Origin of the sequence: Pseudomonas sp. LjRoot277 (assembly GCF_964253845.1) — a bacterium.
In the GTDB taxonomy this organism is placed as follows: domain Bacteria; phylum Pseudomonadota; class Gammaproteobacteria; order Pseudomonadales; family Pseudomonadaceae; genus Aquipseudomonas.
On sequence record NZ_CAXURI020000001.1, the window covers coordinates 31,637 to 55,161 of the forward strand.

At 59.2% G+C, this 23,525-nt stretch carries 22 protein-coding genes; 16 read left to right on the top strand and 6 right to left on the bottom strand.

The window, feature by feature from the left end; genetic code table 11:
* Positions 1–270 precede the first annotated feature (270 nt).
* The 6 genes from ACSQ87_RS00180 (at position 271) to ACSQ87_RS00205 (ending at position 7,839) form a co-directional block, all read left to right on the top strand.
* On the top strand, positions 271–1,011 hold the full coding sequence (locus ACSQ87_RS00180) for a gluconate 2-dehydrogenase subunit 3 family protein (protein WP_150657837.1): 741 nt from the start codon (positions 271–273) through the stop codon (positions 1,009–1,011).
* Positions 1,012–1,013: 2 nt separating this feature from the next.
* Positions 1,014–2,798: a GMC family oxidoreductase gene (locus tag ACSQ87_RS00185; protein WP_150657836.1), complete on the top strand. Its 1,785-nt coding sequence runs from the start codon at positions 1,014–1,016 to the stop codon at positions 2,796–2,798.
* 12 nt (positions 2,799–2,810) lie between these two features.
* On the top strand, positions 2,811–4,115 hold the full coding sequence (locus ACSQ87_RS00190; RefSeq protein WP_436273125.1) for a c-type cytochrome: 1,305 nt from the start codon (positions 2,811–2,813) through the stop codon (positions 4,113–4,115).
* A 70-nt stretch (positions 4,116–4,185) separates the two neighbouring features.
* Positions 4,186–5,244: a PA0069 family radical SAM protein gene (locus tag ACSQ87_RS00195; RefSeq protein WP_008152485.1), complete on the top strand. Its 1,059-nt coding sequence runs from the start codon at positions 4,186–4,188 to the stop codon at positions 5,242–5,244.
* A 243-nt stretch (positions 5,245–5,487) separates the two neighbouring features.
* A complete protein-coding gene (locus tag ACSQ87_RS00200; protein WP_223432340.1) occupies positions 5,488–6,219 on the top strand; it encodes a carbonic anhydrase in 732 nt (243 codons plus the stop codon).
* A gap of 90 nt (positions 6,220–6,309) precedes the next feature.
* A complete protein-coding gene (locus tag ACSQ87_RS00205; protein WP_223432341.1) occupies positions 6,310–7,839 on the top strand; it encodes a SulP family inorganic anion transporter in 1,530 nt (509 codons plus the stop codon).
* A gap of 44 nt (positions 7,840–7,883) precedes the next feature.
* On the opposite strand, the gene ACSQ87_RS00210 is transcribed toward ACSQ87_RS00205, so the two are convergent.
* Positions 7,884–8,534, bottom strand: a complete 651-nt coding sequence (locus tag ACSQ87_RS00210) for a hypothetical protein (RefSeq protein WP_046044861.1) — start codon at positions 8,532–8,534, stop codon at positions 7,884–7,886.
* Between the two features lie 371 nt (positions 8,535–8,905).
* Here ACSQ87_RS00210 and coxB point away from each other — a divergent pair, with 371 nt between their 5' ends.
* The 4 genes from coxB to ACSQ87_RS00230 all read left to right on the top strand — a co-directional run bounded on the left by coxB (position 8,906) and on the right by ACSQ87_RS00230 (position 13,367).
* The gene (gene coxB / locus ACSQ87_RS00215) at positions 8,906–10,033 is read left to right on the top strand and encodes a cytochrome c oxidase subunit II (protein ID WP_436273126.1); all 1,128 of its coding nucleotides are present in this window, start codon (positions 8,906–8,908) and stop codon (positions 10,031–10,033) included.
* An 82-nt stretch (positions 10,034–10,115) separates the two neighbouring features.
* Positions 10,116–11,708 carry a cytochrome c oxidase subunit I gene (ctaD, locus tag ACSQ87_RS00220; RefSeq protein ID WP_008152477.1) on the top strand — a complete coding sequence of 531 codons (1,593 nt, stop codon included), beginning with the start codon at positions 10,116–10,118 and terminating at the stop codon, positions 11,706–11,708.
* 180 nt (positions 11,709–11,888) lie between these two features.
* The gene (locus ACSQ87_RS00225) at positions 11,889–12,446 is read left to right on the top strand and encodes a cytochrome c oxidase assembly protein (RefSeq protein WP_150657828.1); all 558 of its coding nucleotides are present in this window, start codon (positions 11,889–11,891) and stop codon (positions 12,444–12,446) included.
* Between the two features lie 33 nt (positions 12,447–12,479).
* Entirely contained in the window at positions 12,480–13,367 is an 888-nt protein-coding gene (locus tag ACSQ87_RS00230) for a cytochrome c oxidase subunit 3 (protein WP_150657827.1), read from the top strand.
* A gap of 3 nt (positions 13,368–13,370) precedes the next feature.
* On the opposite strand, the gene ACSQ87_RS00235 is transcribed toward ACSQ87_RS00230, so the two are convergent.
* Complete coding sequence (locus ACSQ87_RS00235; protein WP_008152470.1) at positions 13,371–13,574, bottom strand: twin transmembrane helix small protein; 204 nt, start codon at positions 13,572–13,574, stop codon at positions 13,371–13,373.
* 70 nt (positions 13,575–13,644) lie between these two features.
* Between ACSQ87_RS00235 and ACSQ87_RS00240 the strand changes: the two genes are divergently transcribed.
* Genes ACSQ87_RS00240 through ACSQ87_RS00260 form a run of 5 tightly spaced genes read left to right on the top strand, consistent with a single transcriptional unit; the run spans position 13,645 to position 17,553 of the window.
* Positions 13,645–14,385 carry an SURF1 family protein gene (locus ACSQ87_RS00240; protein WP_436273127.1) on the top strand — a complete coding sequence of 247 codons (741 nt, stop codon included), beginning with the start codon at positions 13,645–13,647 and terminating at the stop codon, positions 14,383–14,385.
* Complete coding sequence (locus tag ACSQ87_RS00245) at positions 14,351–14,944, top strand: hypothetical protein (RefSeq protein ID WP_436273128.1); 594 nt, start codon at positions 14,351–14,353, stop codon at positions 14,942–14,944. Before ACSQ87_RS00240 ends, ACSQ87_RS00245 begins: the two co-directional genes overlap by 35 nt.
* Before the next feature lie 10 nt (positions 14,945–14,954).
* On the top strand, positions 14,955–16,034 hold the full coding sequence (locus ACSQ87_RS00250; protein WP_123367407.1) for a COX15/CtaA family protein: 1,080 nt from the start codon (positions 14,955–14,957) through the stop codon (positions 16,032–16,034).
* Entirely contained in the window at positions 16,022–16,921 is a 900-nt protein-coding gene (gene cyoE, locus ACSQ87_RS00255; RefSeq protein WP_046044868.1) for a heme o synthase, read from the top strand. Before ACSQ87_RS00250 ends, cyoE begins: the two co-directional genes overlap by 13 nt.
* Positions 16,918–17,553 carry an SCO family protein gene (locus ACSQ87_RS00260; protein ID WP_223432345.1) on the top strand — a complete coding sequence of 212 codons (636 nt, stop codon included), beginning with the start codon at positions 16,918–16,920 and terminating at the stop codon, positions 17,551–17,553. Before cyoE ends, ACSQ87_RS00260 begins: the two co-directional genes overlap by 4 nt.
* Positions 17,554–17,733: 180 nt before the next feature.
* On the opposite strand, the gene ACSQ87_RS00265 is transcribed toward ACSQ87_RS00260, so the two are convergent.
* From ACSQ87_RS00265 to ACSQ87_RS00275, 3 genes are all read right to left on the bottom strand, one after another.
* Entirely contained in the window at positions 17,734–18,507 is a 774-nt protein-coding gene (locus ACSQ87_RS00265; protein WP_223432346.1) for a MetQ/NlpA family ABC transporter substrate-binding protein, read from the bottom strand.
* Positions 18,508–18,583: 76 nt separating this feature from the next.
* Positions 18,584–19,279, bottom strand: a complete 696-nt coding sequence (locus tag ACSQ87_RS00270; RefSeq protein ID WP_436273129.1) for a methionine ABC transporter permease — start codon at positions 19,277–19,279, stop codon at positions 18,584–18,586.
* On the bottom strand, positions 19,279–20,286 hold the full coding sequence (locus tag ACSQ87_RS00275; RefSeq protein ID WP_150657821.1) for a methionine ABC transporter ATP-binding protein: 1,008 nt from the start codon (positions 20,284–20,286) through the stop codon (positions 19,279–19,281). The genes ACSQ87_RS00270 and ACSQ87_RS00275 overlap by 1 nt, the downstream gene beginning before the upstream one ends.
* 262 nt (positions 20,287–20,548) lie before the next feature.
* On the opposite strand from ACSQ87_RS00275, the gene katE reads away from it, so the two are divergent.
* The gene (gene katE, locus ACSQ87_RS00280) at positions 20,549–22,687 is read left to right on the top strand and encodes a catalase HPII (protein ID WP_436273130.1); all 2,139 of its coding nucleotides are present in this window, start codon (positions 20,549–20,551) and stop codon (positions 22,685–22,687) included.
* 110 nt (positions 22,688–22,797) lie between these two features.
* On the opposite strand, the gene ACSQ87_RS00285 is transcribed toward katE, so the two are convergent.
* Positions 22,798–23,514 (bottom strand): PA5502 family lipoprotein, encoded by a 717-nt coding sequence (locus ACSQ87_RS00285; protein ID WP_436273131.1) that lies wholly within the window; start codon positions 23,512–23,514, stop codon positions 22,798–22,800.
* Positions 23,515–23,525 lie beyond the last annotated feature (11 nt).

Below are 23,525 nucleotides of genomic sequence, written 5' to 3' on the forward strand. Positions count from 1 at the left end.
AAGATGACGCCCAGCTTCAACCCCGAGCAGTCAAAGGCCTGTGACCCCTCTGTCAAAGAATCGTGAATCAGCCGATCGCTTTCGTCGCAAAACCGAGGTTTTTTAGCTGAATCGGTTCATCTTTATGCTTAGCCTGCTACCATTTGTTTCTCCATATTACCGATGCGCCCTATTGCTCCCCCGCTTGGTGGCGATCTGCATCGGTGCCAAAACGAAAAGTCGTCCTGCGAGACGGCTGAAAAACCGCTATGCCTGATGAGGTGCCACCCTATGTCCGATCAAGATCGAGACAACCCGCGGCGTGAGTTTTTGCGCAAATCCCTGACCTTGATCCCGGTGGTCACCGTTGCCAGCACCGGTCTGGGCAGCACGGTCCTGATGGCCGCGCCCGAAGCAGCCCCGGCCAGTTCCGGCAAAGCGCCGGTCAGCACCAGCACCTATGAACCCAGCTACTTCACCGCCGAAGAATGGACGTTTATCCAGGCGGCTGTCGCCCAGCTGATTCCGAGCGATGCCCAAGGGCCAGGCGCCCTGGAAGCCGGTGTGCCCGAATACATCGACCGCCAGATGAACACACCTTACGCAGCCGGCGCGCTGTGGTTCATGCAGGGACCATTCAACGCAGACGCTGCTCCGGAAATGGGCTGGCAGAGCAAACTGGTGCCCAAAGAGATTTATCGCCTGGGCATCGCCGCGACGGATGCTTGGTCGAAAGCATTCAACGGTAAAGTATTTGCCGAGCAAGACAGCGCTACCCGAGACGATTTGCTCAAGCAACTCGAGGTCGGAAAACCTCAGTTCGACAGTGTTCCAGCGAAGATTTTCTTCAACCTGCTGCTGCAAAACACCAAAGAAGGGTTCTTCTGCGACCCGATTCACGGCGGCAATAAAGGCATGGTCGGCTGGACCATGATTGGCTTCCCCGGCGCCCGCGCCGATTTCATGGATTGGGTGGAACGCAACGAGCAATACCCCTTCCCGGCAGTTTCGATTCGCGGCGAGAGGGCGTAAGCATGGCAACGGTAATGAAAAAGGTCGACGCAGTGATCGTCGGTTTTGGCTGGACGGGCGCGATCATGGCCAAGGAGCTGACAGAAGCCGGCCTGAATGTGCTGGCGCTGGAGCGCGGGCCGATGCAGGACACCTACCCCGACGGCAACTATCCACAGGTGATCGACGAACTCACCTACAGCGTGCGGAAAAAACTCTTCCAGGACATTTCCAAAGAGACCGTGACCATTCGCCATAGCGTGAATGACATCGCGCTGCCGAACCGCCAACTGGGCGCCTTCCTGCCCGGCAATGGTGTCGGCGGCGCCGGTTTGCACTGGTCCGGCGTGCACTTTCGGGTCGACCCGATCGAGTTGCGCATGCGCAGCCACTATGAAGAACGCTACGGCAAAAGCTTTATCCCCAAGGACATGACCATCCAGGACTTCGGCGTCAGCTATGAAGAGTTGGAACCGTTTTTCGATTACGCCGAGAAGGTTTTCGGCACGTCGGGTCAAGCCTGGACGGTGAAGGGTCAGTTGGTCGGCGAAGGCAAGGGCGGCAACCCGTATGCGCCGGATCGTTCGAATCATTTCCCGCTGGAATCGCAGAAGAACACTGTCTCCGCACAGCTGTTTCAGAAAGCGGCGACCGCTGTGGGTTACAAACCCTACAACCTGCCCTCAGCCAATACGTCAGGCCCCTACACCAACCCCTACGGCGCTCAGATGGGCCCGTGCAACTTCTGCGGTTTTTGCAGCGGCTATGTCTGCTACATGTATTCCAAGGCATCACCGAACGTAAACATTCTGCCGGCACTCAAACCGCTGCCCAATTTCGAGCTGCGTCCCAACTCCCACGTACTGCGGGTCAATCTCGACAGCACCAAGAGCAAGGCGACAGGCGTGACCTACATCGACGGTCAGGGCCGGGAGATCGAGCAGCCGGCAGATCTGGTGATCCTCGGTGCCTTCCAGTTCCACAATGTGCGGCTGATGTTGCTTTCGGGTATCGGCAAGCCGTATGACCCGATCAGCGGCGAAGGTGTGGTCGGCAAGAACTTCGCCTACCAGAACATGGCCACCATCAAGGCCTACTTCGACAAAGACACCCACACCAATAACTTTATTGGTGCCGGCGGTAACGGCGTGGCGGTGGATGACTTCAACGCCGACAACTTCGATCACGGCCCCCATGGTTTCGTCGGCGGCTCGCCGATGTGGGTCAATCAGGCCGGCAGCCGACCGATTGCAGGCACATCCAACCCGCCGGGCACCCCGACCTGGGGCAGTGCCTGGAAACGTGCCACCGCCGATTACTACACCCATCAAGTGTCGATGGATGCCCACGGCGCGCATCAGTCCTACCGCGGCAACTACCTCGATCTGGACCCGGTGTACCGCGATGCCTACGGCTTGCCGCTGTTGCGGATGACCTTCGACTGGCAGGAAAACGACATCAAGATGAACCGCTTCATGGTCGAGAAAATGGGCAAGATCGCCGAAGCGATGAGCCCCAAGGCCATCGCCGTACTGGGCAAGAAGGTTGGCGATCACTTCAACACGGCGTCTTACCAGACCACCCACCTCAACGGTGGCGCGATCATGGGCACCCATCCGAAAACCAGCGCCGTGAACCGTTACTTGCAGAGCTGGGACGTACACAACGTTTTCGTCCCCGGAGCGTCAGCTTTCCCACAAGGTCTGGGCTACAACCCTACCGGCCTGGTGGCAGCTTTGACCTACTGGTCGGCCCGGGCGATCCGCGAGCAGTACCTGAAAAACCCCGGCCCGCTGGTTCAGGCTTAAGGAGCGATAACCATGAAAGCACTTGTTATCGCGACCCTGGCGCTGCTCGGTTGTGGCTCGATCAACGCCGCAGAAGTTGATCAAAACCTGATCAACCAAGGCGAGTACCTCGCCCGCGCGGGTGACTGCGTGGCGTGCCATACCGCCAAGGACGGCAAGCCGTTCGCCGGCGGCCTGCCGATGGAAACGCCGATCGGGACGATCTACTCCACCAATATCACCCCGGATAAAACCGGCCTGGGCGACTACAGCTTCGAGGACTTCGACAAAGCCGTGCGCCATGGCGTCGCCAAAAACGGCAGTACGTTGTACCCGGCGATGCCCTATCCGTCCTACGCCAGCGTCAACGAAATCGACATGAAGGCCTTGTACGCCTACTTCATGCAGGGCGTGGCGCCTGTCGCTCAGGAGAACCAGGCCAGCGACATTCCCTGGCCTTTGAGTATGCGCTGGCCGCTTGCGGGCTGGCGCTGGATGTTTGCCCCGGCCGTGGCGGACTACAAAGCGGCACCCGACGAAGATGCCGTGGTCAGTCGTGGGGCTTATCTGGTGGAAGGACTCGGACATTGCGGTGCGTGCCATACGCCGCGTGCCCTGACCATGCAGGAAAAAGCCCTGAGTGCCGGTGAAGGCAGCACATTTCTGTCAGGCAGTGCGCCGCTTGAAGGCTGGATCGCGAAAAGTCTGCGCGGCGATCACAAAGACGGCCTCGGCAGCTGGAGCGAAGAACAACTGGTGCAGTTCCTCAAGACCGGTCGCAGCGATCGTAGCGCGGTGTTTGGAGGTATGAGTGATGTGGTGACGCACAGCATGCAGTACATGACCGACAACGATCTGACCGCGATTGCCCGTTACCTCAAGTCATTGCCGGCGAATGATGCCGACGATCAGCCGCACCAGTACGACAAACAGATCGCACAGGCGCTGTGGAACGGGGACGACAGCAAACCCGGCGCTTCGGTGTACATCGACAACTGCGCGGCCTGTCACCGGACCGATGGCCATGGCTACACCAAAGTGTTCCCGGCGCTGGCGGGCAACCCGGTGCTGCAGTCGGAAGATCCGACGTCGCTGATCCACATCGTGCTCAAGGGCGGTACGCTGCCGGCGACTCACATGGCCCCTTCGACCTTCACGATGCCCGGGTTCGCCTGGCGTTTGTCGGATCAGGAAGTGGCGGATGTGGTGAGTTTCATCCGCGGCAGCTGGGGCAACGGCGGCTCGCTGGTCAAGGCGAGCGAAGTGGCGAACCTGCGCACGAATGAATTGAAGACCACGTCGAGCGACGACCTGGGGCAAGTTACCCAGAAGAACTGACTGCCCAGCGGCACTAGCCAGATGAATAACGCCTCTATACTGTATATAAAAACAGTACAGAGGCGTTTTCATGTCCACCCCTCTTCCCCCACGCGGCCGCGGCACCGCCACCAACCCGCACAACCGTTTCGCGCCAAATCGCTCGGTGGCCGAGGATGACGGCTGGTATCAGGAAGCGCCGATCACCCAAGGCACCGAGGTGCGCATCGAAACGGCGAAAACCATCATCACTCGCAACAACTCGCCGGACTTGCCCTTCGATCGTTCGATCAATCCCTATCGCGGCTGCGAGCATGGCTGCATCTATTGCTATGCGCGGCCCAGCCACGCTTATTGGGACATGTCGCCAGGGCTGGACTTCGAAACCAAACTGATCGCCAAGACCAACGCCGCCGATGTGCTGGAGGAGCAGCTCTCCAAACGTGGCTATCAATGTGCGCCGATCAATCTGGGCTCCAATACGGACCCTTATCAACCGATCGAACGCGAACACAAAATTACCCGCAAAACCCTCGAAGTGTTGCTGCGCTATCGCCATCCCGTGACCATCATTACCAAGGGCTCGCTGATTCTTCGGGATCTGGACCTGCTGGCCGAACTCGCCGAGCAAAGGCTGGTGGCGGTGATGATCAGCCTCACTACCCTGGACGACGAGCTCAAACGCATCCTTGAACCACGCGCCGCAGCACCCAAGGCCCGGTTACGGGCGATCCGCGTGATGCGTGAAGCGGGAATTCCGGTGGGCGTGCTGTGCTCGCCGATGATTCCGATGATCAACGACAGTGAACTCGAAAGCCTGCTCACCGAAGCTCATGCCGCGGGGGCGCAAAGTGCGGCCTACATGATGCTGCGCTTGCCATTGGAAGTCGCGCCGCTGTTCGAAGAATGGCTGGCGGCCCACTATCCTCAGCGTGCCGCTCATGTGTTGAGCCTGATTCGTCAGAGCCGTGGTGGCGAGCTCTACGACAGTCGCTTCGGTGCCAGGATGCGTGGCGAAGGGCCGTTTGCCGATCTGCTGGCGCAACGCTTTGCCAAAACCATCAAACGCCTGGGGCTCAATCGTCGGGAAGGTTTCAATCTGGACTGCGAAGCCTTCTGTCCGCCGGGTCGCCAGATGTCGTTGATTTGAGGACAATTGGCCTATGGTTGAGTAGAGTGAAATGCACTTTGCCACTACGCCGGTCACGTTTTTTGTGACCTGGAACACACGTTCTAGAGCGTTTTATTCAGTTTGAGTTAAGTTTCGGCCGCTACCTTGTTCATCGAGTGACTGACGGGTCGAGATTCTCGGCCTGGATGTTTTTTAAACAGCCACTGGCTTCACACCGGACAAAACGGGAAAATTCCCTGACTCCGCCAAAGAGGATGAATCATGAGTGACAAGGATAAACAGCCGTTGGCTGCGTCGGCTTCCGCCCAACCGGAGGTGGAAACCGCCGATGCAGCGCTGCAGCATATCGTTGACGGCTTTTTGCATTTTCATCACGAGGTTTTTCCACAGCAGGAAGAACTCTTCAAAAAACTCGCCACGGCCCAGAGCCCCAGAGCGATGTTCATCGCCTGCGCCGATTCGCGCATCGTTCCTGAGCTGATCACCCAAAGCGCCCCCGGCGATCTGTTCGTCACCCGTAACGTCGGCAACGTTGTGCCGCCTTATGGGCAAATGAACGGCGGTGTTTCCACGGCGATCGAATACGCCGTTTTAGCCCTCGGCGTGCAACACATCATCATCTGCGGGCACTCCGACTGTGGCGCGATGCGCGCAGTGCTCAACCCGCAAAGCCTGGAAAAAATGCCGACGGTCAAAGCCTGGTTGCGTCATGCCGAAGTGGCAAAAACCATGGTTCAGGAAAACTGCCATTGCGCTGACGAAAACGAAAGCATGCACGTCCTCACCGAGGAGAATGTGATCGCACAGCTGCAACATTTGCGCACGCACCCGTCGGTAGCCTCGCGCATGGCCAATGGTCAGCTGTTTATCCATGGCTGGATCTACAACATCGAAACCAGCGAAATAAGAGCTTACGACGCGGACAAGGGTTGTTTCCTGCCGCTCGATGGCAGCCATCCGATTCCGGTGGCGACGCCCAAAGCGCGCTTCTAAATCTTCCTAAATTACTGTGTGGTTTAGCCGAGGCTGCTGATCAAGCAGCCCGGCTTCGCCACGCCTGAAGAAAACTTCGGGAGAGTCACCATGCGTGCTGCTCAACTTAAAGCTGTTCTGCCACGGGAGCTGCTGGCGTCCGTGGTTGTGTTTCTCGTCGCCCTGCCCTTGTGCATGGGCATCGCCATCGCCTCGGGGCTGCCGCCGTCCAAAGGCTTGATCACCGGGATCATCGGTGGCCTGGTGGTGGGCTGGCTTGCCGGTTCGCCACTGCAAGTCAGCGGCCCGGCGGCCGGTTTGGCTGTTCTGGTGTTCGAACTGGTACGCCAGCACGGCATCGACATGCTTGGGCCAATCCTGTTGCTCGCCGGTTTTCTGCAACTGGTGGCTGGGCGTTTGAAACTGGGCTGCTGGTTTCGGGTCACGGCGCCTGCGGTGGTGTATGGCATGCTCGCCGGGATTGGCGTGCTGATTGTGTTGTCACAGGTGCATGTGATGCTCGACGCCGTGCCCAAGCCTTCCGGGCTGGATAACCTGGCAGCCTTCCCGGCTGCCGTCTTGCAGGCCTTGCCGTCCTTGGGTTGGCAAGCCGGTTTGCTCGGACTGTCGACGATTGCGGTGATGTGGTTGTGGGAGAAATTCCGCCCCCATTCCCTGCGCTTCATTCCCGGCGCACTGCTGGGTGTAGGCCTGGCGACCGTCGCCAGCCTCGTGCTCGCCTTGCAGGTCAAACGAGTGGAAGTGCCGGCCAACCTGGCGGAAGCCATCGACTGGCTGAAACCCGCAGATTTACTCAACCTGGCTGACCCGACGCTGCTCATTGCCGCATTTGCCGTGGCGTTTATCGCCAGCGCCGAAACCCTGCTCTCGGCTGCAGCGGTGGACCGCATGCACAGCGGCCAGCGCTCGGACTTCGACCGGGAATTGTCGGCTCAAGGCGTCGGTAACATGCTCTGCGGTCTGCTCGGCGCGCTGCCGATGACCGGCGTGATCGTGCGCAGTTCGGCCAACGTCCAGGCCGGCGCCACCACGCGACTGTCGACGATCTTCCACGGCCTGTGGTTGCTGGCTTTCGTGTTGCTGCTGTCCAGCGTGCTGCAAAGCATTCCGGTGGCGAGCCTGGCGGGTGTTCTGGTTTATACCGGTTTCAAACTGGTCGACCTCAAGGCCTTCCGCGGTCTGGGCCGTTATGGCCGGATGCCGATGTTCACCTACGCGGCAACAGCCCTGGCGATCATCTTCACCGACCTGCTGACCGGCGTGTTGATCGGCTTCGGCCTGACCCTGGCCAAACTGGCCTGGAAGGCTTCGCGGCTGAAAATCAGCCTGATCGATCTACCCAAGGACGGCGAAATGGAACTGCGATTGACAGGTGCAGCGACCTTTCTCAAAGTGCCGGCGCTGACCCAGGTGCTGGGGACCATTCCGGCAGGCGCGACGGTGCATGTACCGCTCAATAACCTGAGCTACATCGATCACTCGTGTCTGGAGTTGCTGGAGGAATGGGGTCGGGCCAATGCGGCCAAGGGATCAAAACTGTTGATTGAAGCGCGGGGGTTGAAGCGCAGGTTGGAAGGACGATTGCGGACCACGACGGGCGTCGGTTCCGCAGCCGCTTAAAAAAATCGCAGCCAATAGGCTGCGATTTTTTTATGGGCAACGAATCAAGCGGCTGGCTGATCCAGTTCCAGGCCCACGCCTAACCGACGCGACATGCACGGCCAGCGCTTCCACGCAGCGCCAGTGTCCGGGCTGCTTAGCTTTCCACGGTAGGCTTCCACCGACTCCAGCGCGAAGCTTTCGTCGTCGAGCATCTCGTCCACGGCGTGATGTACAGCCTCATCCAGTTGGTTGGCAAACTCCTCACCGATCAGTTGGTGGGCAATCAGGTTGGCGACAGTCATGTCCAAGGGGATCAGTGGCTGGCCAAAATGCTTGATGTACAGGTCGTTGACCTCTTCGACAAAACGGTGCGCCAGATAGGCTTCGTCCAGCAGGCTGTCTAGCCCGATGTGCCCAGCCATTATCGTCGGCGGCTGGAGGAAGTACTGTTCGGCAATTTTCAGCACCGGTTTGATCTGTGACTCGATACCCGCTTCCCTGGCAACTTCATTGGCTGCATCCAGCAGATCAGGAACTTCATCGATGTAGGCGGCGACAAAACGCGTCAGCACACCATTGGCGTCCGCTTCCGGCAATTGGATGGATGGGTGTAGATGAGGCAGTTTGCTTTCCAGCTGACGAGTCAGCAGGCCGGTTTCGGCTTCGTGTTGTTGGGCTTTTTGGATCTGCTCGCGCAATGCGGCGGTGTTCATGAAAACTCCAGGAAACAAAGGCAATGAAATAGGGAAGACATAACTTAGCTGGCATACGAAAAATGCTAAGACGCATTTGTCATAATTATTTCATCCTTGAGACATCAAAGTTATATCGGTTTGCCACCACTCGTCTGCATCCTTCTCCATTCGAGCCCTGGAACGCAAGTCCCAGCTGTTTCAGATGATTTACGCCCTCACATTGCGAGGTGGCAGTCGCTGTCTATACTCGGGTGGGAATGGAGTTAGCTGATGACGCCCGACTGCACACGCAGCAAGGCTCGGCGATTCAAGTTCGTAGTCTGAAAAAGCCGCTCCCTTGCCGCAGGTGAAAGCCGGCGGGATAAAAAGAACTATAAGGGGAACCCGCAATGATGCGACATCCACATGTCTGGATGGGCCTCCTGTTGTGGTCGATTTTCAGTCAGGCGCAAGCGGCCTGGACTGTGAATATGGCGCCTGGAGCGACTGAAATCAGTCACGCAGTATTTGACCTGCACATGACCATTTTCTGGATCTGTGTAGTGATCGGCATCATCGTCTTCGGCGCCATGTTCTGGTCGATGATTCTCCACCGCCGCTCGACCGGGCAGGTGGCTGCAAAATTTCATGAAAGCACCACCGTTGAAATCCTCTGGACCATCGTGCCCTTCCTGATCCTGGTGGCCATGGCGGTTCCCGCGACCGCAACCCTGATCAAGATGTACGACGCCAGTGAGCCGGATATCGATATCCAGGTCACCGGCTATCAGTGGAAGTGGCACTACAAATACCTGGGCCAGGACGTTGAGTTCTTCAGCAATCTGACCACGCCCGCCGATCAGATCCACAACAAGGAAGCCAAGAGCGAGCACTACTTGCTTGAGGTCGATAAGCCTTTGGTGCTGCCGATCGGCGCCAAGGTGCGCTTCCTGGTGACTTCCGCCGACGTCATCCACTCCTGGTGGGTGCCGGCCTTTGCGGTCAAGCGCGATGCGATTCCGGGGTTCGTCAACGAAGCCTGGACCCGCGTCGACAAGCCCGGCCTCTACCGCGGTCAATGCGCCGAATTGTGCGGCAAGGACCACGGCTTCATGCCGATCGTGGTCGAGGTCAAGGAAAAGGCCGATTACGAAAAATGGCTGGGCGAGCGCAAGGCTGAAGCCATGCAGCTCAAAGAGCTGACCAGCAAGGAATGGACCCTCGACGAGCTCAAAGAGCGCGGCGACAAGATCTATCACACCACCTGCGTCGCCTGTCACCAGGCCGAAGGTCAGGGCCTGCCGCCGATGTTCCCGGCGCTCAAGGGCTCGAAAATCGCTACCGGACCGATCAAGGATCACTTGGGCATTGTCTTCCACGGCAAGCCCGGCACCGCGATGGCGGCGTTCGGCAAGCAACTCTCGGAAGTCGATATCGCAGCGGTCGTGACCTACGAACGTAACGCCTGGGGCAACAACAAGGGCGACATGGTCACCCCTAAAGAAGTGCTGGAGCTGAAACAGGCGGAAAGCAAATGACCCGGTCTATTGCGCACGTAAGGAACCAGTCGGGGCATCGCGCTCCGGCCTGCCCAGCCCATCTGTTTGCAGGAGACAGGACATGACTGCTGTCGTCGATGACCATGTTCATACCGGCACCGCCCACGCCCACGGTCCCGCCAAAGGCCTGATGCGCTGGGTGCTGACCACCAACCACAAGGATATCGGCACGCTGTACCTGTGGTTCGCGTTCTCCATGTTCTTGCTCGGCGGCTCGTTCGCGATGGTGATTCGTGCCGAGTTGTTCCAGCCGGGACTGCAAATCGTCCAGCCGGAGTTCTTCAACCAGATGACCACCATGCACGGTCTGGTGATGGTCTTCGGTGCGGTGATGCCGGCGTTCGTCGGCCTCGCCAACTGGATGATCCCGTTGATGATCGGCGCGCCGGACATGGCCCTGCCACGGATGAACAACTTCAGCTTCTGGCTGTTGCCGGCGGCGTTCATCCTGCTGGTATCGACCCTGTTCACCCCCGGTGGCGGACCGAACTTCGGCTGGACGTTCTACGCCCCGCTGTCGACGACCTACGCGCCGGAAAGCGTGACCTTCTTCATCTTCGCCATCCACTTGATGGGGATCAGTTCGATCATGGGGGCGATCAACGTGATCGCGACCATCCTCAACCTGCGCGCCCCCGGCATGACGTTGATGAAAATGCCGCTGTTCGTCTGGACCTGGCTGATCACCGCGTTCCTGTTGATCGCGGTGATGCCGGTGCTGGCCGGTTGCGTGACCATGATGCTGATGGACATCCACTTCGGCACCAGCTTCTTCAGTGCCGCCGGTGGCGGAGACCCGGTGTTGTTCCAGCATGTGTTCTGGTTCTTCGGTCACCCCGAGGTGTACATCATGATCCTGCCGGCCTTCGGTGCCGTCAGCTCGATCATTCCGGCCTTCTCGCGCAAGCCGCTGTTTGGCTACACCTCGATGGTCTATGCGACGGCGAGTATCGCGTTCCTGTCGTTCATCGTCTGGGCGCACCACATGTTCGTGGTCGGCATTCCGTTGGTGGGCGAGTTGTTCTTCATGTACGCCACGCTACTGATCGCCGTACCCACCGGAGTCAAGGTGTTCAACTGGGCCAGCACCATGTGGCAAGGCTCGCTGACCTTCGAGACACCGATGCTGTTTGCGGTGGCGTTCGTGATCCTGTTCTCCATCGGCGGGTTCTCCGGGCTGATGCTGGCCATCGCCCCGGCGGACTTCCAGTACCAGGACACCTACTTTGTGGTCGCGCACTTCCACTATGTATTGGTACCGGGGGCGATCTTCGGGATCTTCGCCTCGGCCTACTACTGGATGCCGAAATGGACCGGCCACATGTACGACGAAACCCTCGGCAAGCTGCACTTCTGGCTCTCGTTCATCGGTATGAACATGGCGTTTTTCCCGATGCACTTCGTGGGGCTGGCGGGCATGCCGCGGCGGATTCCGGACTACAACCTGCAATTCGCCGACTTCAACATGGTGTCGTCGATCGGCGCGTTCATGTTCGGCGCCACGCAGATCTTCTTCCTGTTCATCGTGATCAAGACCATCCGTGGTGGCCCGCCAGCACCGGCCAAACCGTGGGATGGGGCCGAAGGCCTGGAATGGAGCATCCCGTCACCGGCGCCGTATCACACCTTCACCACGCCGCCGGAAGTGAAATGAACAGCCTTAACTTTGTGGGAGCGAGCTTGTGTGGCGAGGGAGCTTGTCGAATCGTCGCACCGTCCCGCTGGGTCGCGAAGCGGCCCCAAAAGCTTTGCGTCTGCTTCGCAGCCGAGCGGGAGCAAGCTCCCTCGCCACAAAGGCCTGCTCCTACCGAGTTATGCGTAGAGGTTGGAAACCATGGCTGACTCAATTTCTTTGAAGAAACTGGTCACGCGCCTGCTGCTGGTGGTGGTGGCGATGTTTGTCTTCGGGTTTGCCCTGGTGCCGATCTACGACGTGATGTGCAAGGCGTTCGGCATCAACGGCAAGACCGGCGGGCAGTACGAGGGCGAGCAAACGGTCGACACCTCGCGGCAGGTCCGCGTGCAGTTTCTGTCGACCAATTCCGCCGACATGTCCTGGGACTTCTATCCCAAGGGCGATGAACTGGTGGCGAATCCGGGAGCGGTGAACGAGATGATCTTCATCGCCCATAACCCGACCGATCGCCCGATGAGCGCCCAGGCAGTTCCGAGCATCGCGCCCAGCGCCGCGGCGGCGTACTTCCACAAGACCGAATGTTTCTGCTTTACCCAGCAAGTGCTGCAGCCCGGTCAACGGATCGAGATGCCGGTACGTTTCATCGTTGACCGTGACATGCCCAAGGATGTGAAGCACCTGACGCTTTCCTACACGCTGTTCGATATCACCGCACGTCATCCACCCGCGGCTGTTGCTGCAAACACCGGTGGCTAGGCGTTAAAGCGTGCCCGATAAGGAGAACAATAAATGGCAACTCATGAACATTATTACGTTCCGGCCCAGAGCAAGTGGCCGATCATTGCCACGGTCGGTATGTTCGTCACCGTGTTCGGCCTGGCCACCTGGTTCAACGACCTGAAGGCGGCGCGGCCGGAGTCCCACGGCCCGCTGATCTTTTTCGTCGGTGGCCTGCTGCTGGCCTACATGCTGTTCGGCTGGTTCGGTACGGTGATCAAGGAAAGCCGCCAGGGGTTGTACAGCGCACAGATGGATCGCTCGTTCCGCTGGGGCATGAGCTGGTTCATCTTCTCGGAGGTGATGTTCTTCATCGCGTTCTTCGGCGCGCTGTTTTATGTGAGAAACATTTCCGGCCCGGCGCTCGGGGGTGAAGGGGTCAAAGGCATCGCTCATATGCTTTGGCCGAATTTCCAGTTTGCATGGCCATTGCTGCACACCCCTGATCCGAAACTCTTCCCGCCGCCCAAGGAAGTCATCAGCCCCTGGGGCCTGCCGCTGCTCAATACCGTTTTGCTGGTGAGTTCCAGCGTCACCGTGACCATCGCCCACCACGCCTTGAAGAAAGGCCATCGCGGCGCGCTGAAAATCTGGCTGGCGCTCACCGTGTTGCTGGGCTGCGGGTTCCTCGGCTTTCAGGCCGAAGAGTACATCCATGCTTACCACGAACTGGGCCTGACGCTGGGTTCGGGCATCTACGGCGCGACCTTCTTCATGCTCACCGGCTTCCACGGCGCCCACGTGACCATCGGCACCATCATCTTGTTTGTGATGTTGATGCGGATCATGCGCGGGCACTTCGACGCCGATCATCAGTTCGCGTTTGAAGCGGCGAGCTGGTACTGGCACTTCGTGGACGTGGTGTGGATCGGTCTTTTCGTTTTCGTCTACGTGCTCTGAGGCTTACCAAGGTACGTGCGACACCAACTGGCCGCTGAAAAAACCCCAGGCAATCAAGCCGACGGTAATGGCGGCCAGCGCGACACGAACACTCAAGGCAATGACGAGGCGGTTCGAGCTGCTGTCGTCCTTGACCAAAAAAAACAGGCCGCTGAACAGGCTGACAACCGTGGCAATCAGCATCAGGACGATGGCTGCTTTGAGCATGGTGAGACTCCGGGGGAAAGGCGATGCACTTGAGTATAGCTATCGCGACTAGCGACTTTCTGGCGACGCCATGAAGCGTTTCCGGCCGGGCATCGTGCCGACCCTGGTGGTCGCGGTGTTGTTGCCCATGCTGGTGTCACTCGGGTTCTGGCAATTGAGCCGGGGCGCAGAGAAAAGCGCGCTGCTGCAAAGCTACACCGAGCGCCGTGCCGCTGAACCGATGGCCAGCAACGAGCTGCAACCCACCGCAGATCCAGCCTTTCGCCGGGTTCACCTGCACGGCCAGTTCGATGCCGCACACAGCCTGTTGCTGGATAACCGTCAGCGCGACGGCAAGGTTGGTGTCGAACTGCTGCAACCGTTTCAGGATCAGGCGACCGGGCTCTGGCTGCTGGTCAATCGCGGCTGGCTGCCGTGGCCGGATCGCCGCACCCCACCGCAATTCACCACACCGACTCAGGCCTTGAGTCTCGTTGCCTGGGTCTACGTCTCCCCCGGCGCCACCTTCCAGTTGCACGCCGACCCGAACACCACGACCTGGCCACAACTGATCACCGCGGTCGAGCCGGCCAAGCTCTGGACGGCGCTGGATCGCGAAGGTTTTGCCTACGAATTACGCGCAGAAAGCGGTCCCGCGACTTACCAGGCTGATTGGCCAGTGGTTGCCATGGGACCGGAAAAACACCTGGCTTATGCCGTGCAGTGGTTCGCCATGTCGATCGCCCTGTTCGGCCTCTATCTCTATCTCGGCTGGCACAACGCAAAGGAGAAACACCATGGGAGCGGCCATGAATCCACCCAGCATGTCTGAGGCGAAAACGCCGGTGAGTCGGCGCAAAGGTCGCTTGCAGTTGCTGCTGATTCTGCTTGGGGTGATCGGTCCGATGATCCTCGCCACCGGCATGTACAAATTGCAGTTCTGGGTGCCGGAAGGTCGCAGCTATCACGGCGAACTGATCGGCAACGGCCAGACCCGCGCCGACCTCGGCGTGCAGGCGCAGGAGGATCGTTGGCAGATACTGGTGACCGCGCCCAAGGATTGCTCGGTGGACTGCCAGCAACTGGTGTACCTGGCGCGGCAGATCCAGATCGGCCTCGGCCGTGATGCCGGGCGCGCCAGTCATGCCTTGGCCGCGGCACAACCGCTGAGCAGTGAATACGACGCCAAGCTGACGCGCGAGTATCCTCAATTACAGCGTTATCCACTGAATTTGACCGACTTCCATAAGACCGCCGGCGACCAGTCAGTGCCACAGCTGTGGATCATCGACCCTCACGGCAATCTGGTGTTGCGCTACGACCCGACGGTGAAGGGTAAGGATCTGCTCAACGACCTGCGCCATTTGCTGAAACTGTCGAACATCGGATAAGGGCATCGTCATGGCCAAACCTGGATTTCGCCTCGCGCTGTTTGCCACCTTGCTGGCACTGATTGTGGTGTTGCTCGGCGCTTACACCCGCCTGACCCACGCCGGCCTAGGCTGTCCGGACTGGCCGGGTTGCTATGGCTTTATCAGCGTGCCGAAAAGCGAAGTTCAATTGGCCCATGCCGAACTGCATTTTCCCGACGCTCCCGTCGAAGCCCATAAGGGCTGGAACGAGATGGTTCACCGCTACTTCGCCGGCACGCTGGGGCTGTTGATCTCGGTATTGGCCGGCCGCGCCTGGGTTCATCGCCGTCATCCAGGGCAGCCGGTGAAGTTGCCGTTGTTTCTGCTGGCTGTGGTGATTGCCCAAGCGGCATTCGGCATGTGGACGGTGACGCTCAAGCTCTGGCCGCAAGTGGTCACCGGGCATTTACTCGGTGGTTTTGCGACGTTGAGCCTGCTGTTTTTGCTGACGTTGCGATTGTCGGGCGTGTTGCCCGCGTTGACCGTGCCACGGCGTTTGCAGTACTGGGCGACCGCCGGGCTGCTGCTGGTGATCCTGCAAATTGCCTTGGGTGGATGGGTCAGTTCCAACTACGCGGCGGTGGCCTGTATCGACTTCCCGACCTGTCATGGGCAATGGCTGCCGCCTGCGGACTTCGCCAACGGCTTTCACCTGACCCAACACATCGGCCCCAATTACCTCGGCGGGCAACTGGACAGCGATGCCCGCACGGCGATTCATCTGACTCACCGCATCGGCGCATTGTTAGTGACGCTGGTGCTGCTCGGGTTGGCGTGGCAACTGAAGGTGGTCGGCATGACGCGCTTGGCGGGGCTGGTGCTGATCGCACTCGCCGCGCAAATCACCCTCGGCATCAGCAATGTGCTGTTTCACCTGCCGCTGCCAGTGGCCGTCGCGCATAACGCGGGCGGCGCGGCACTGTTGCTGACGATGGTGCTGGTCAATTATCACGCGCGAACCAGTCTGGTTCGGGTCAAGCAGCAACCCCCTGCACGCTGGCGGTTCAGCCCGCGTAAACACTCAGCCGGGCCCATAACAATAAAAGGAGAGATGCCATGGCGACTCTGATCGGCGCACGTCACAGTCAGGCGATCTGGCGTGACTACCTGGAACTGACCAAGCCGAAAGTGGTGGTGCTGATGCTCATCACCTCGCTGGTCGGCATGTTCCTCGCGACCCGCGCCGGGGTGCCGTGGACGGTGCTGGTGTTCGGCAATCTGGGGATCGCCTTGTGTGCCGGTGGTGCGGCAGCCGTCAATCATGTGGTGGACCGACGCATCGATGCGGTCATGGCCCGCACGCACAAACGTCCCCTGGCCGAAGGCCGAGTGTCGCCAGCGGCCGCGCTGACGTTTGCCTTGGTATTGGCGGTGCTTGGGCAAGCCATACTGCTGGCCTTCACCAACCCACTGACGGCGTGGCTGACCCTGGCCTCGCTGCTCGGCTATGCGGTGGTCTACACCGGTTTCCTGAAACGCGCGACGCCGCAAAACATCGTCATCGGCGGACTGGCCGGCGCTGCCCCGCCACTGCTCGGCTGGACCGCCGCCACCGGCCATGTCAGCGCCGAACCACTGTTGCTGGTGCTGATCATCTTCGCCTGGACCCCGCCGCACTTCTGGGCGCTGGCCATTCACCGTAAAGAGGAATACGCCAAGGCCGATATCCCGATGCTGCCGGTGACCCATGGCGAGCACTACACCAAGGTCCACATCCTGCTTTATACCTTCGCGCTGCTAGCCGTGAGCCTGATGCCGTACGTGATCCACATGAGCGGCGTGCTCTACCTGATTTGCGCGCTGGGACTGGGCGCGAGGTTTCTGCAATGGGCCATCGTGCTGTACCGTGGCACTCGGCCGCACGCGGCGATCAACACGTTCAAGTACTCTATTTATTACTTGTTCCTGTTGTTTATCGCGCTGCTCGTAGACCACTACTTACTGTTGAACCTATGACTCGAACCCAGAAAACCGTCTTCATCCTCGTTGCCCTGATCGCGCTGGTCCTGGGCCTGACCATCAACAAAGTGCTGTCCGGCAAAGGCCAGGGCGACCCGACCGCTCTGATTGATGCCGGGATCATTCTGCTGCCGCAAAGCCGTAACCTGCCGAATGTGACGATGACCGATCAGGACGGCAAACCGGTAGCGGTCAACGAGCTGAAAAATAAATGGTCGCTGCTGTTCTTCGGCTACACCTTCTGCCCGGACATCTGCCCGACCACCCTCGCCCAGCTGCGCCAGATCAAGAGCGAGCTGCCGCCGGAAGCGGTGGATAAGTTGCAGATCATTCTGGTCAGCGTCGACCCGAATCGCGATACCCCCCAGCAGCTCAAGCAGTACCTGGGCTACTTCGATCCGCAGTTCCAAGGGCTGACGGCTTCGTCGGTGGAAGACATTCAGAAACTGGCCAACGCGGTGAGCATTCCGTTCATTCCGGCGGACACCAGCAAGCCGAACTACACCGTCGACCATAGCGGCAACCTGGCGGTGATCGGGCCGGACGGGACGCAGCGCGGGTTCATTCGGGCGCCGTTGAACAACGTGAAATTGGTGGCGCAGTTGCCGGTGATGCTTAACCGTCAATAATTTGGGCAACACATAACTAACGTGGGAGCGGGCTTGCTCGCGAATGCGGTGGGTCAGCCAACATAAATGCTGAATGACACACCGCATTCGCGAGCAAGCCCGCTCCCACAAGGTCCGTATTCCAGGCATAAAAAAACGGGGACGCAATCAATGCGTCCCCGTTCTTTTATTGCTGTCGGATCAGAACGCCGGCAATACCGCGCCTTTGTACTTCTCGAGGATGAAGGCTTTCACTTCCGGGCTGTGCAGGGCAGCAATCAGCTTCTTCATCGCTTCGCTGTCCTTGTCGTCTGGACGGGCAACGAGGATGTTCACGTAAGGCGAGTCGTTACCTTCGATGACCAGCGCGTCCTTGGACGGATCAAGCTTGGCTTCCAGCGCGTAGTTGGTGTTGATCAGTGCCAGGTCGACCTGGGTCAGCACGCGCGGGATGGTCGCGGCTTCCAGTTCGCGGAATTTCAGGTCCTTGGTGTTCTCGGTGATGTCCTTCACAGTCGCGAGGATGTTGTTCGAATCCTTCAACTTGATCAGGCCAGCCTTCGCCAGCAGCAACAGCGCACGGCCGCCGTTGGTGGCGTCGTTCGGGATCACCACGTTGGCGCCGCCTGGCAGCTCGGTCAGTGCTTTGTACTTGCTGGAGTAAGCGCCCAGCGGTTCCAGGTGCACACCGGCAACGGCCACCAGGTTGGTGCCCTTGGCCTTGTTGAATTCATCGAGGTACGGCTGGTGCTGGAAGAAGTTGGCGTCCAGACGTTTTTCGGCCACCTGCACGTTCGGCTGGATGTAGTCGGTGAATACTTTGACCTTCAGGTCCACGCCTTCTTTGGCCAGGGCCGGCTTCACGAATTCGAGGATTTCTGCGTGCGGAACCGGGGTGGCTGCGACGGTCAGGGTTTCATTGGCCTGAGCAGAGAACGCTGCAATGGCAGCGAACGCGACGAGTAGTTTTTTCATTCAGCTAACTCCTTGTGGGCGCCCGTTTGGCGCCTGCCAGCGAATGGCCGGCTCATGTCTTGTTTACGAGAACTGTTTATTTTCTGGAGAAGTGTACGACCAGCTTGTCGCCAACCATTTGCAGAACCTGCACCAGCAACAGCAACAGCACCACGGTGACGATCATCACATCGGTCTGGAAACGCTGGTAGCCGAAACGGATCGCCAGGTCGCCCAACCCACCGGCACCGACCACACCGGCCATCGCCGTGTAGGAAACCAGTGTAATAGCCGTTACCGTAATCGCCGCGTAAATGCCCGGACGGGCTTCTGGCAGCAAGGCGTTGAGGATGATCTGCTTGGTGGTCGCGCCCATGGCCTGGGTTGCTTCAATGATGCCGCGATCCACTTCACGCAGAGCGGTTTCCACCAGACGCCCGAAGAACGGCGTGGCACCTACCACCAACGGTGGAATCGCACCGGCGACACCGAGAGACGTGCCCGTGATCAATACGGTGAACGGGATCATCACGATCAGCAGGATGATGAACGGCAGTGAACGCAGGATGTTCACCATCAGCGACATCAACCCGTAGGCCACGCGGTTTTCCAACAACTGGCGCGGACTGCACAGGAATAACAGCACACCCAGCGGCAGGCCGAGCAGGATGGTGAACAGCAGCGAGCCACCGAGCATCTGCAGGGTGTCGCTGGAAGCCAGGCCGATTTCCTGCCAATCGATGTTTTTGAAGAACTCTTTAGTCGCTTCGATAAACGCGTCGTACGATTCCATCAGCGCAGCACCTCCATGTGAACGTCAGCTGCGGTGAAGCGGGCGAACGCCGCTTCCATGTCGCCACCGGTAACGGCCAGGGTCAACTGCCCGTAGGGCACGTCTTTGATGCGGTCGATACGACCGGCCAGGATGCTGTAGTCCACACCCGTTTCGCGAGCGACGGTACCCAGCAGTGGCGCGTAGGTCGCTTCGCCCTGGAAGGTCAGACGCACGATGCGACCCGGCACGTGAGCGAAGTCATCGCGCTGTTCGCTTTCATCGATCTGCTCGTCTTCTTGCACGAAGCGCTTGGTGGTCGGGTGCTTCGGATGCAGGAACACCTCGGCCACCGAACCTTGCTCGACGATCACGCCAGCGTCCATCACCGCGACCTGGTCGCAGACCCGGCGGATCACGTCCATCTCGTGGGTGATCAACACGATGGTCAGGTTCAGCTCGCGATTGATCTCGGCCAGCAATTGCAGGACCGACGCAGTGGTCTGCGGGTCCAGTGCGCTGGTGGCTTCGTCGCACAGCAGGATTTTCGGCTTGGTCGCCAGGGCGCGGGCGATGCCGACACGCTGCTTCTGGCCACCGGACAACTGCGCCGGGTACTTCTTGGCGTGGTCGGACAGGCCGACCCGCTTCAGCAATTCGGCCACACGCCGGTCAATCTCACTGCGCGACAGTTCACCGGCCAGGGTCAGTGGCAGCGCGACGTTGTCGGCCACGGTCTTGGACGCCAGCAAATTGAAGTGCTGGAAAATCATCCCGACTTGCTGACGGAAGCGTCGCAGGCTGTTGGCGTCGAGCGCGGTGACTTCTTCGCCGTCGACGAATATCTTGCCGCCACTGGACTCTTCCAGGCGATTGATCAGACGCAGCAGAGTACTTTTTCCCGCACCGGAATGGCCGATCAGACCAAAGACCTGACCGTTCTCAATCGTCAGACTGGTCGGATGCAGAGCGGGAATATCCTTACCGGCGACGCGGTAGGTTTTGTGGACGTTTTGAAACTCGATCACGTAGCGAACCTTGTGGGGCGCGTTGGAAAAGGATCAGCGGTTAGCCGGGCGCGCATTTTAGCCTGTCCGTATAGAGGTTATTAGCATTTATTCCGCATTCAACCTTCCATTTGGCAATAACGCGATCAAAGGTTAGAAAAAAGGAACGGCACAAAACGTCATCAGTCACTAATTAGGCAACTCGAAAACGCCCCGGTCCGTGCCTGGGGTATTGCTCAAGAGTCCTGGCTACGGCGGGAATCGCAACGAGGAGTTTTGTCTGATGAGTACTAAAAAGCCTGCCGCAACCAAAAGCGCACTGGCCGGGACCGATACCCCGGACCGCGGGAACACCAATGCCAAGCTCGACAGCCTGGAGCAATTTCGCTCCGACGCCACTGAACAGGCCCTGCGCACCAACCAGGGCGTGAAAGTCTCGGACAACCAGAACACGTTGAAGGCCGGCGCCCGCGGGCCATCGTTGCTGGAAGATTTCATCATGCGTGAAAAGATCACGCACTTTGACCATGAACGCATTCCCGAGCGCATCGTCCATGCCCACGGCACCGGTGCTCACGGCTACTTCCAGAGCTATGAAACCCATTCCGTACTGACCAAGGCCGGATTCCTACAAGACCCAAGCCAAAAAACCCCGGTCTTCGTCCGCTTCTCCACGGTGCAGGGCCCTCGTGGGTCGGGCGATACCGTGCGGGACGTACGAGGTTTCGCGGTGAAGTTTTTCACCGACGAAGGCAACTTCGACCTGGTGGGCAACAACATGCCGGTGTTTTTCATTCAGGATGCGATCAAGTTTCCTGACTTCGTGCACGCGGTGAAACCCGAGCCACACAATGAGATACCCACCGGCGGTTCAGCTCACGACACCTTTTGGGATTTTGTCTCTTTGGTACCGGAGTCGGCGCACATGGTGATCTGGACCATGTCCGATCGGGCGATCCCGAAAAGCCTGCGCAGCATGCAAGGCTTCGGCGTGCACACCTTCCTCCTGATCAATGCCGAAGGTAAATCGCGCTTCGTCAAATTCCACTGGCGCCCTACTGCCGGGACCTGTTCGCTGGTGTGGGATGAAGCGCAGAAACTCGCCGGTAAAGACACGGATTACCACCGTCGCGATCTCTGGGAGTCGATCGAGATGGGCGACTACCCGGAATGGGAATTGGGCGTACAGATCATCGAGGAGGAGAACGAACATAAATTCGACTTCGATATCCTCGACCCGACCAAGCTGATTCCAGAAGAACTGGTGCCGATCACCCCACTGGGCAAAATGACCCTCAACCGTAACCCCGACAACTTCTTCGCCGAAACCGAACAGGTTGCCTTCTGCCCAGGGCATATCGTGCCGGGGATCGACTTTTCCAACGATCCATTACTGCAGGGTCGATTGTTTTCCTACACCGATACGCAAATCAGCCGACTCGGTGGGCCGAACTTTCACGAGATCCCGATCAACCGCCCGGTCGCACCGTTCCACAATGGCCAACGGGATGCGTTGCATCGCTCCACCATCGACAAGGGGCGCGCGTCCTACGAGCCGAACTCCATTGATAGCGGTTGGCCGAAAGAAACACTGCCGGCCGCCCAGGATGGCGGTTTCGAAAGTTACCCAGAGCGCATCGACGCCAACAAGATCCGCCAGCGCAGCGAATCATTCAGCGACCACTTCTCCCAGGCGCGGCTGTTTTTCCACAGCATGAGCAAGCACGAACAGGAGCACATCATCTCGGCTTACAGCTTCGAGCTGGGCAAGGTTGAGCGGGCGTTCATCCGCGCGCGCCAGGTGAATGAGATTCTGGCCAACATTGATCTGGGTCTGGCTAAGCGCGTGGCGCAGAACCTGGGGTTGCCAGCGCCCAAAGCCGGGACGGTCGAAGTACGCAAAACCTCACTGGATCGCTCGCCGGCCCTGAGTCAAGCCAACTTGCTGCCGGCGGATATCAAAACCCGCAAAGTGGCAATCCTGGCAGCCAATGGCGTCGATGGCGCAGCGATTGATGCCATGAAGAAAGCGCTGAAGGCCGAAGGTGCGCACGCCAAACTGCTCGGCCCGGCGTCTGCTCCTGTGACCACCGCCGATGGCAAGACGCTGCCGGTCGATGCATCGATGGAAGGCTTGCCTTCAGTGGCGTTCGATGCGGTGTTTGTGCCCGGTGGCGCGGCGTCGATCAAGGCGTTGAGCACCGACGGTGTGGCGCTGCATTACCTGTTGGAGGCGTACAAGCACTTGAAGGCGATTGCACTGCAGGGCGAGGCCAAACAGTTGCTGGATGTGTTGAAGCTGGAGGCTGATGCGGGGTTGATCGTGGGTGCGGATGCGAAGTTGATCAAACCGTTTTTTGCCGCGATCGGGCAACATCGGGTGTGGGACCGGGAGCCTAAGGCCAAGGCGATTCCGGCCTGAAGTTCAGCGTGAATGGAAGGACGCCTTCGCGAGCAAGCCCGCTCCCACAGTTGACCGGGTTGTTCAAAAGAACTCGGTCTAATGTGGGAGCGAGCCTGCTCGCGATGCTTTTAAGGTTTACGCGGACTCAAAACCATCTGCGCCGGAACGTTGCGCAAAATCTGCTTCTCCAGATTCAGGTCAAAATCCGCATCGAGTTTCTTCACGCGCTTGGTCAGCAACGTGGTCAACCAAGGGAAGTCCTGGGTGCGTGGCGCCTGAATACTCACGTCGCATTGGTAATTCACCACATCGGCGGCGATCGCATCCAGTTGGCGACGAAGCTTGGTCATATCCGTCAGGTTCAACGCAACTGTGGTGCTTTCAGCCGTTGGATCAATGACCTTGGCCTGTGGTTTGGCTTCGGCAGCCATGAGCGCAGCTTCGGCTCTATCCAGTTCAGCTTTACGGGCATCAACGATGGCATTGTTGACCCCGCCAGTCAGCGCCGGAGCCTTGGGCATCAACGACCGGGCGCGGCTCAGCGCCGTGGCAGCCGCATTTACATCGCCCTTTTGCAGCACGATCTGACTGCGGCGCAGATAGGCTTCGGCCAGTTGCCGCTGGTATTGCTCAAGGGATTGATCGTTGGGCGACTCGGCCTGCAAGGCAGCGAGTTGATCTTCGGCAGTCGCCAGTTCACTGCTGGCGAGGCTTTGTTCCAGCTGTGCGATGGCCGTGGCCCGTGCACCGGTAGCCTCGGTGGCCGTCGGTGGCGTGCTTTGGCAAGCGCCCAGTAGCATCGAAAATGCGACAAGGAGCAGATAACGGGAGGCGAACGGCTTCATTCCTGCGACTC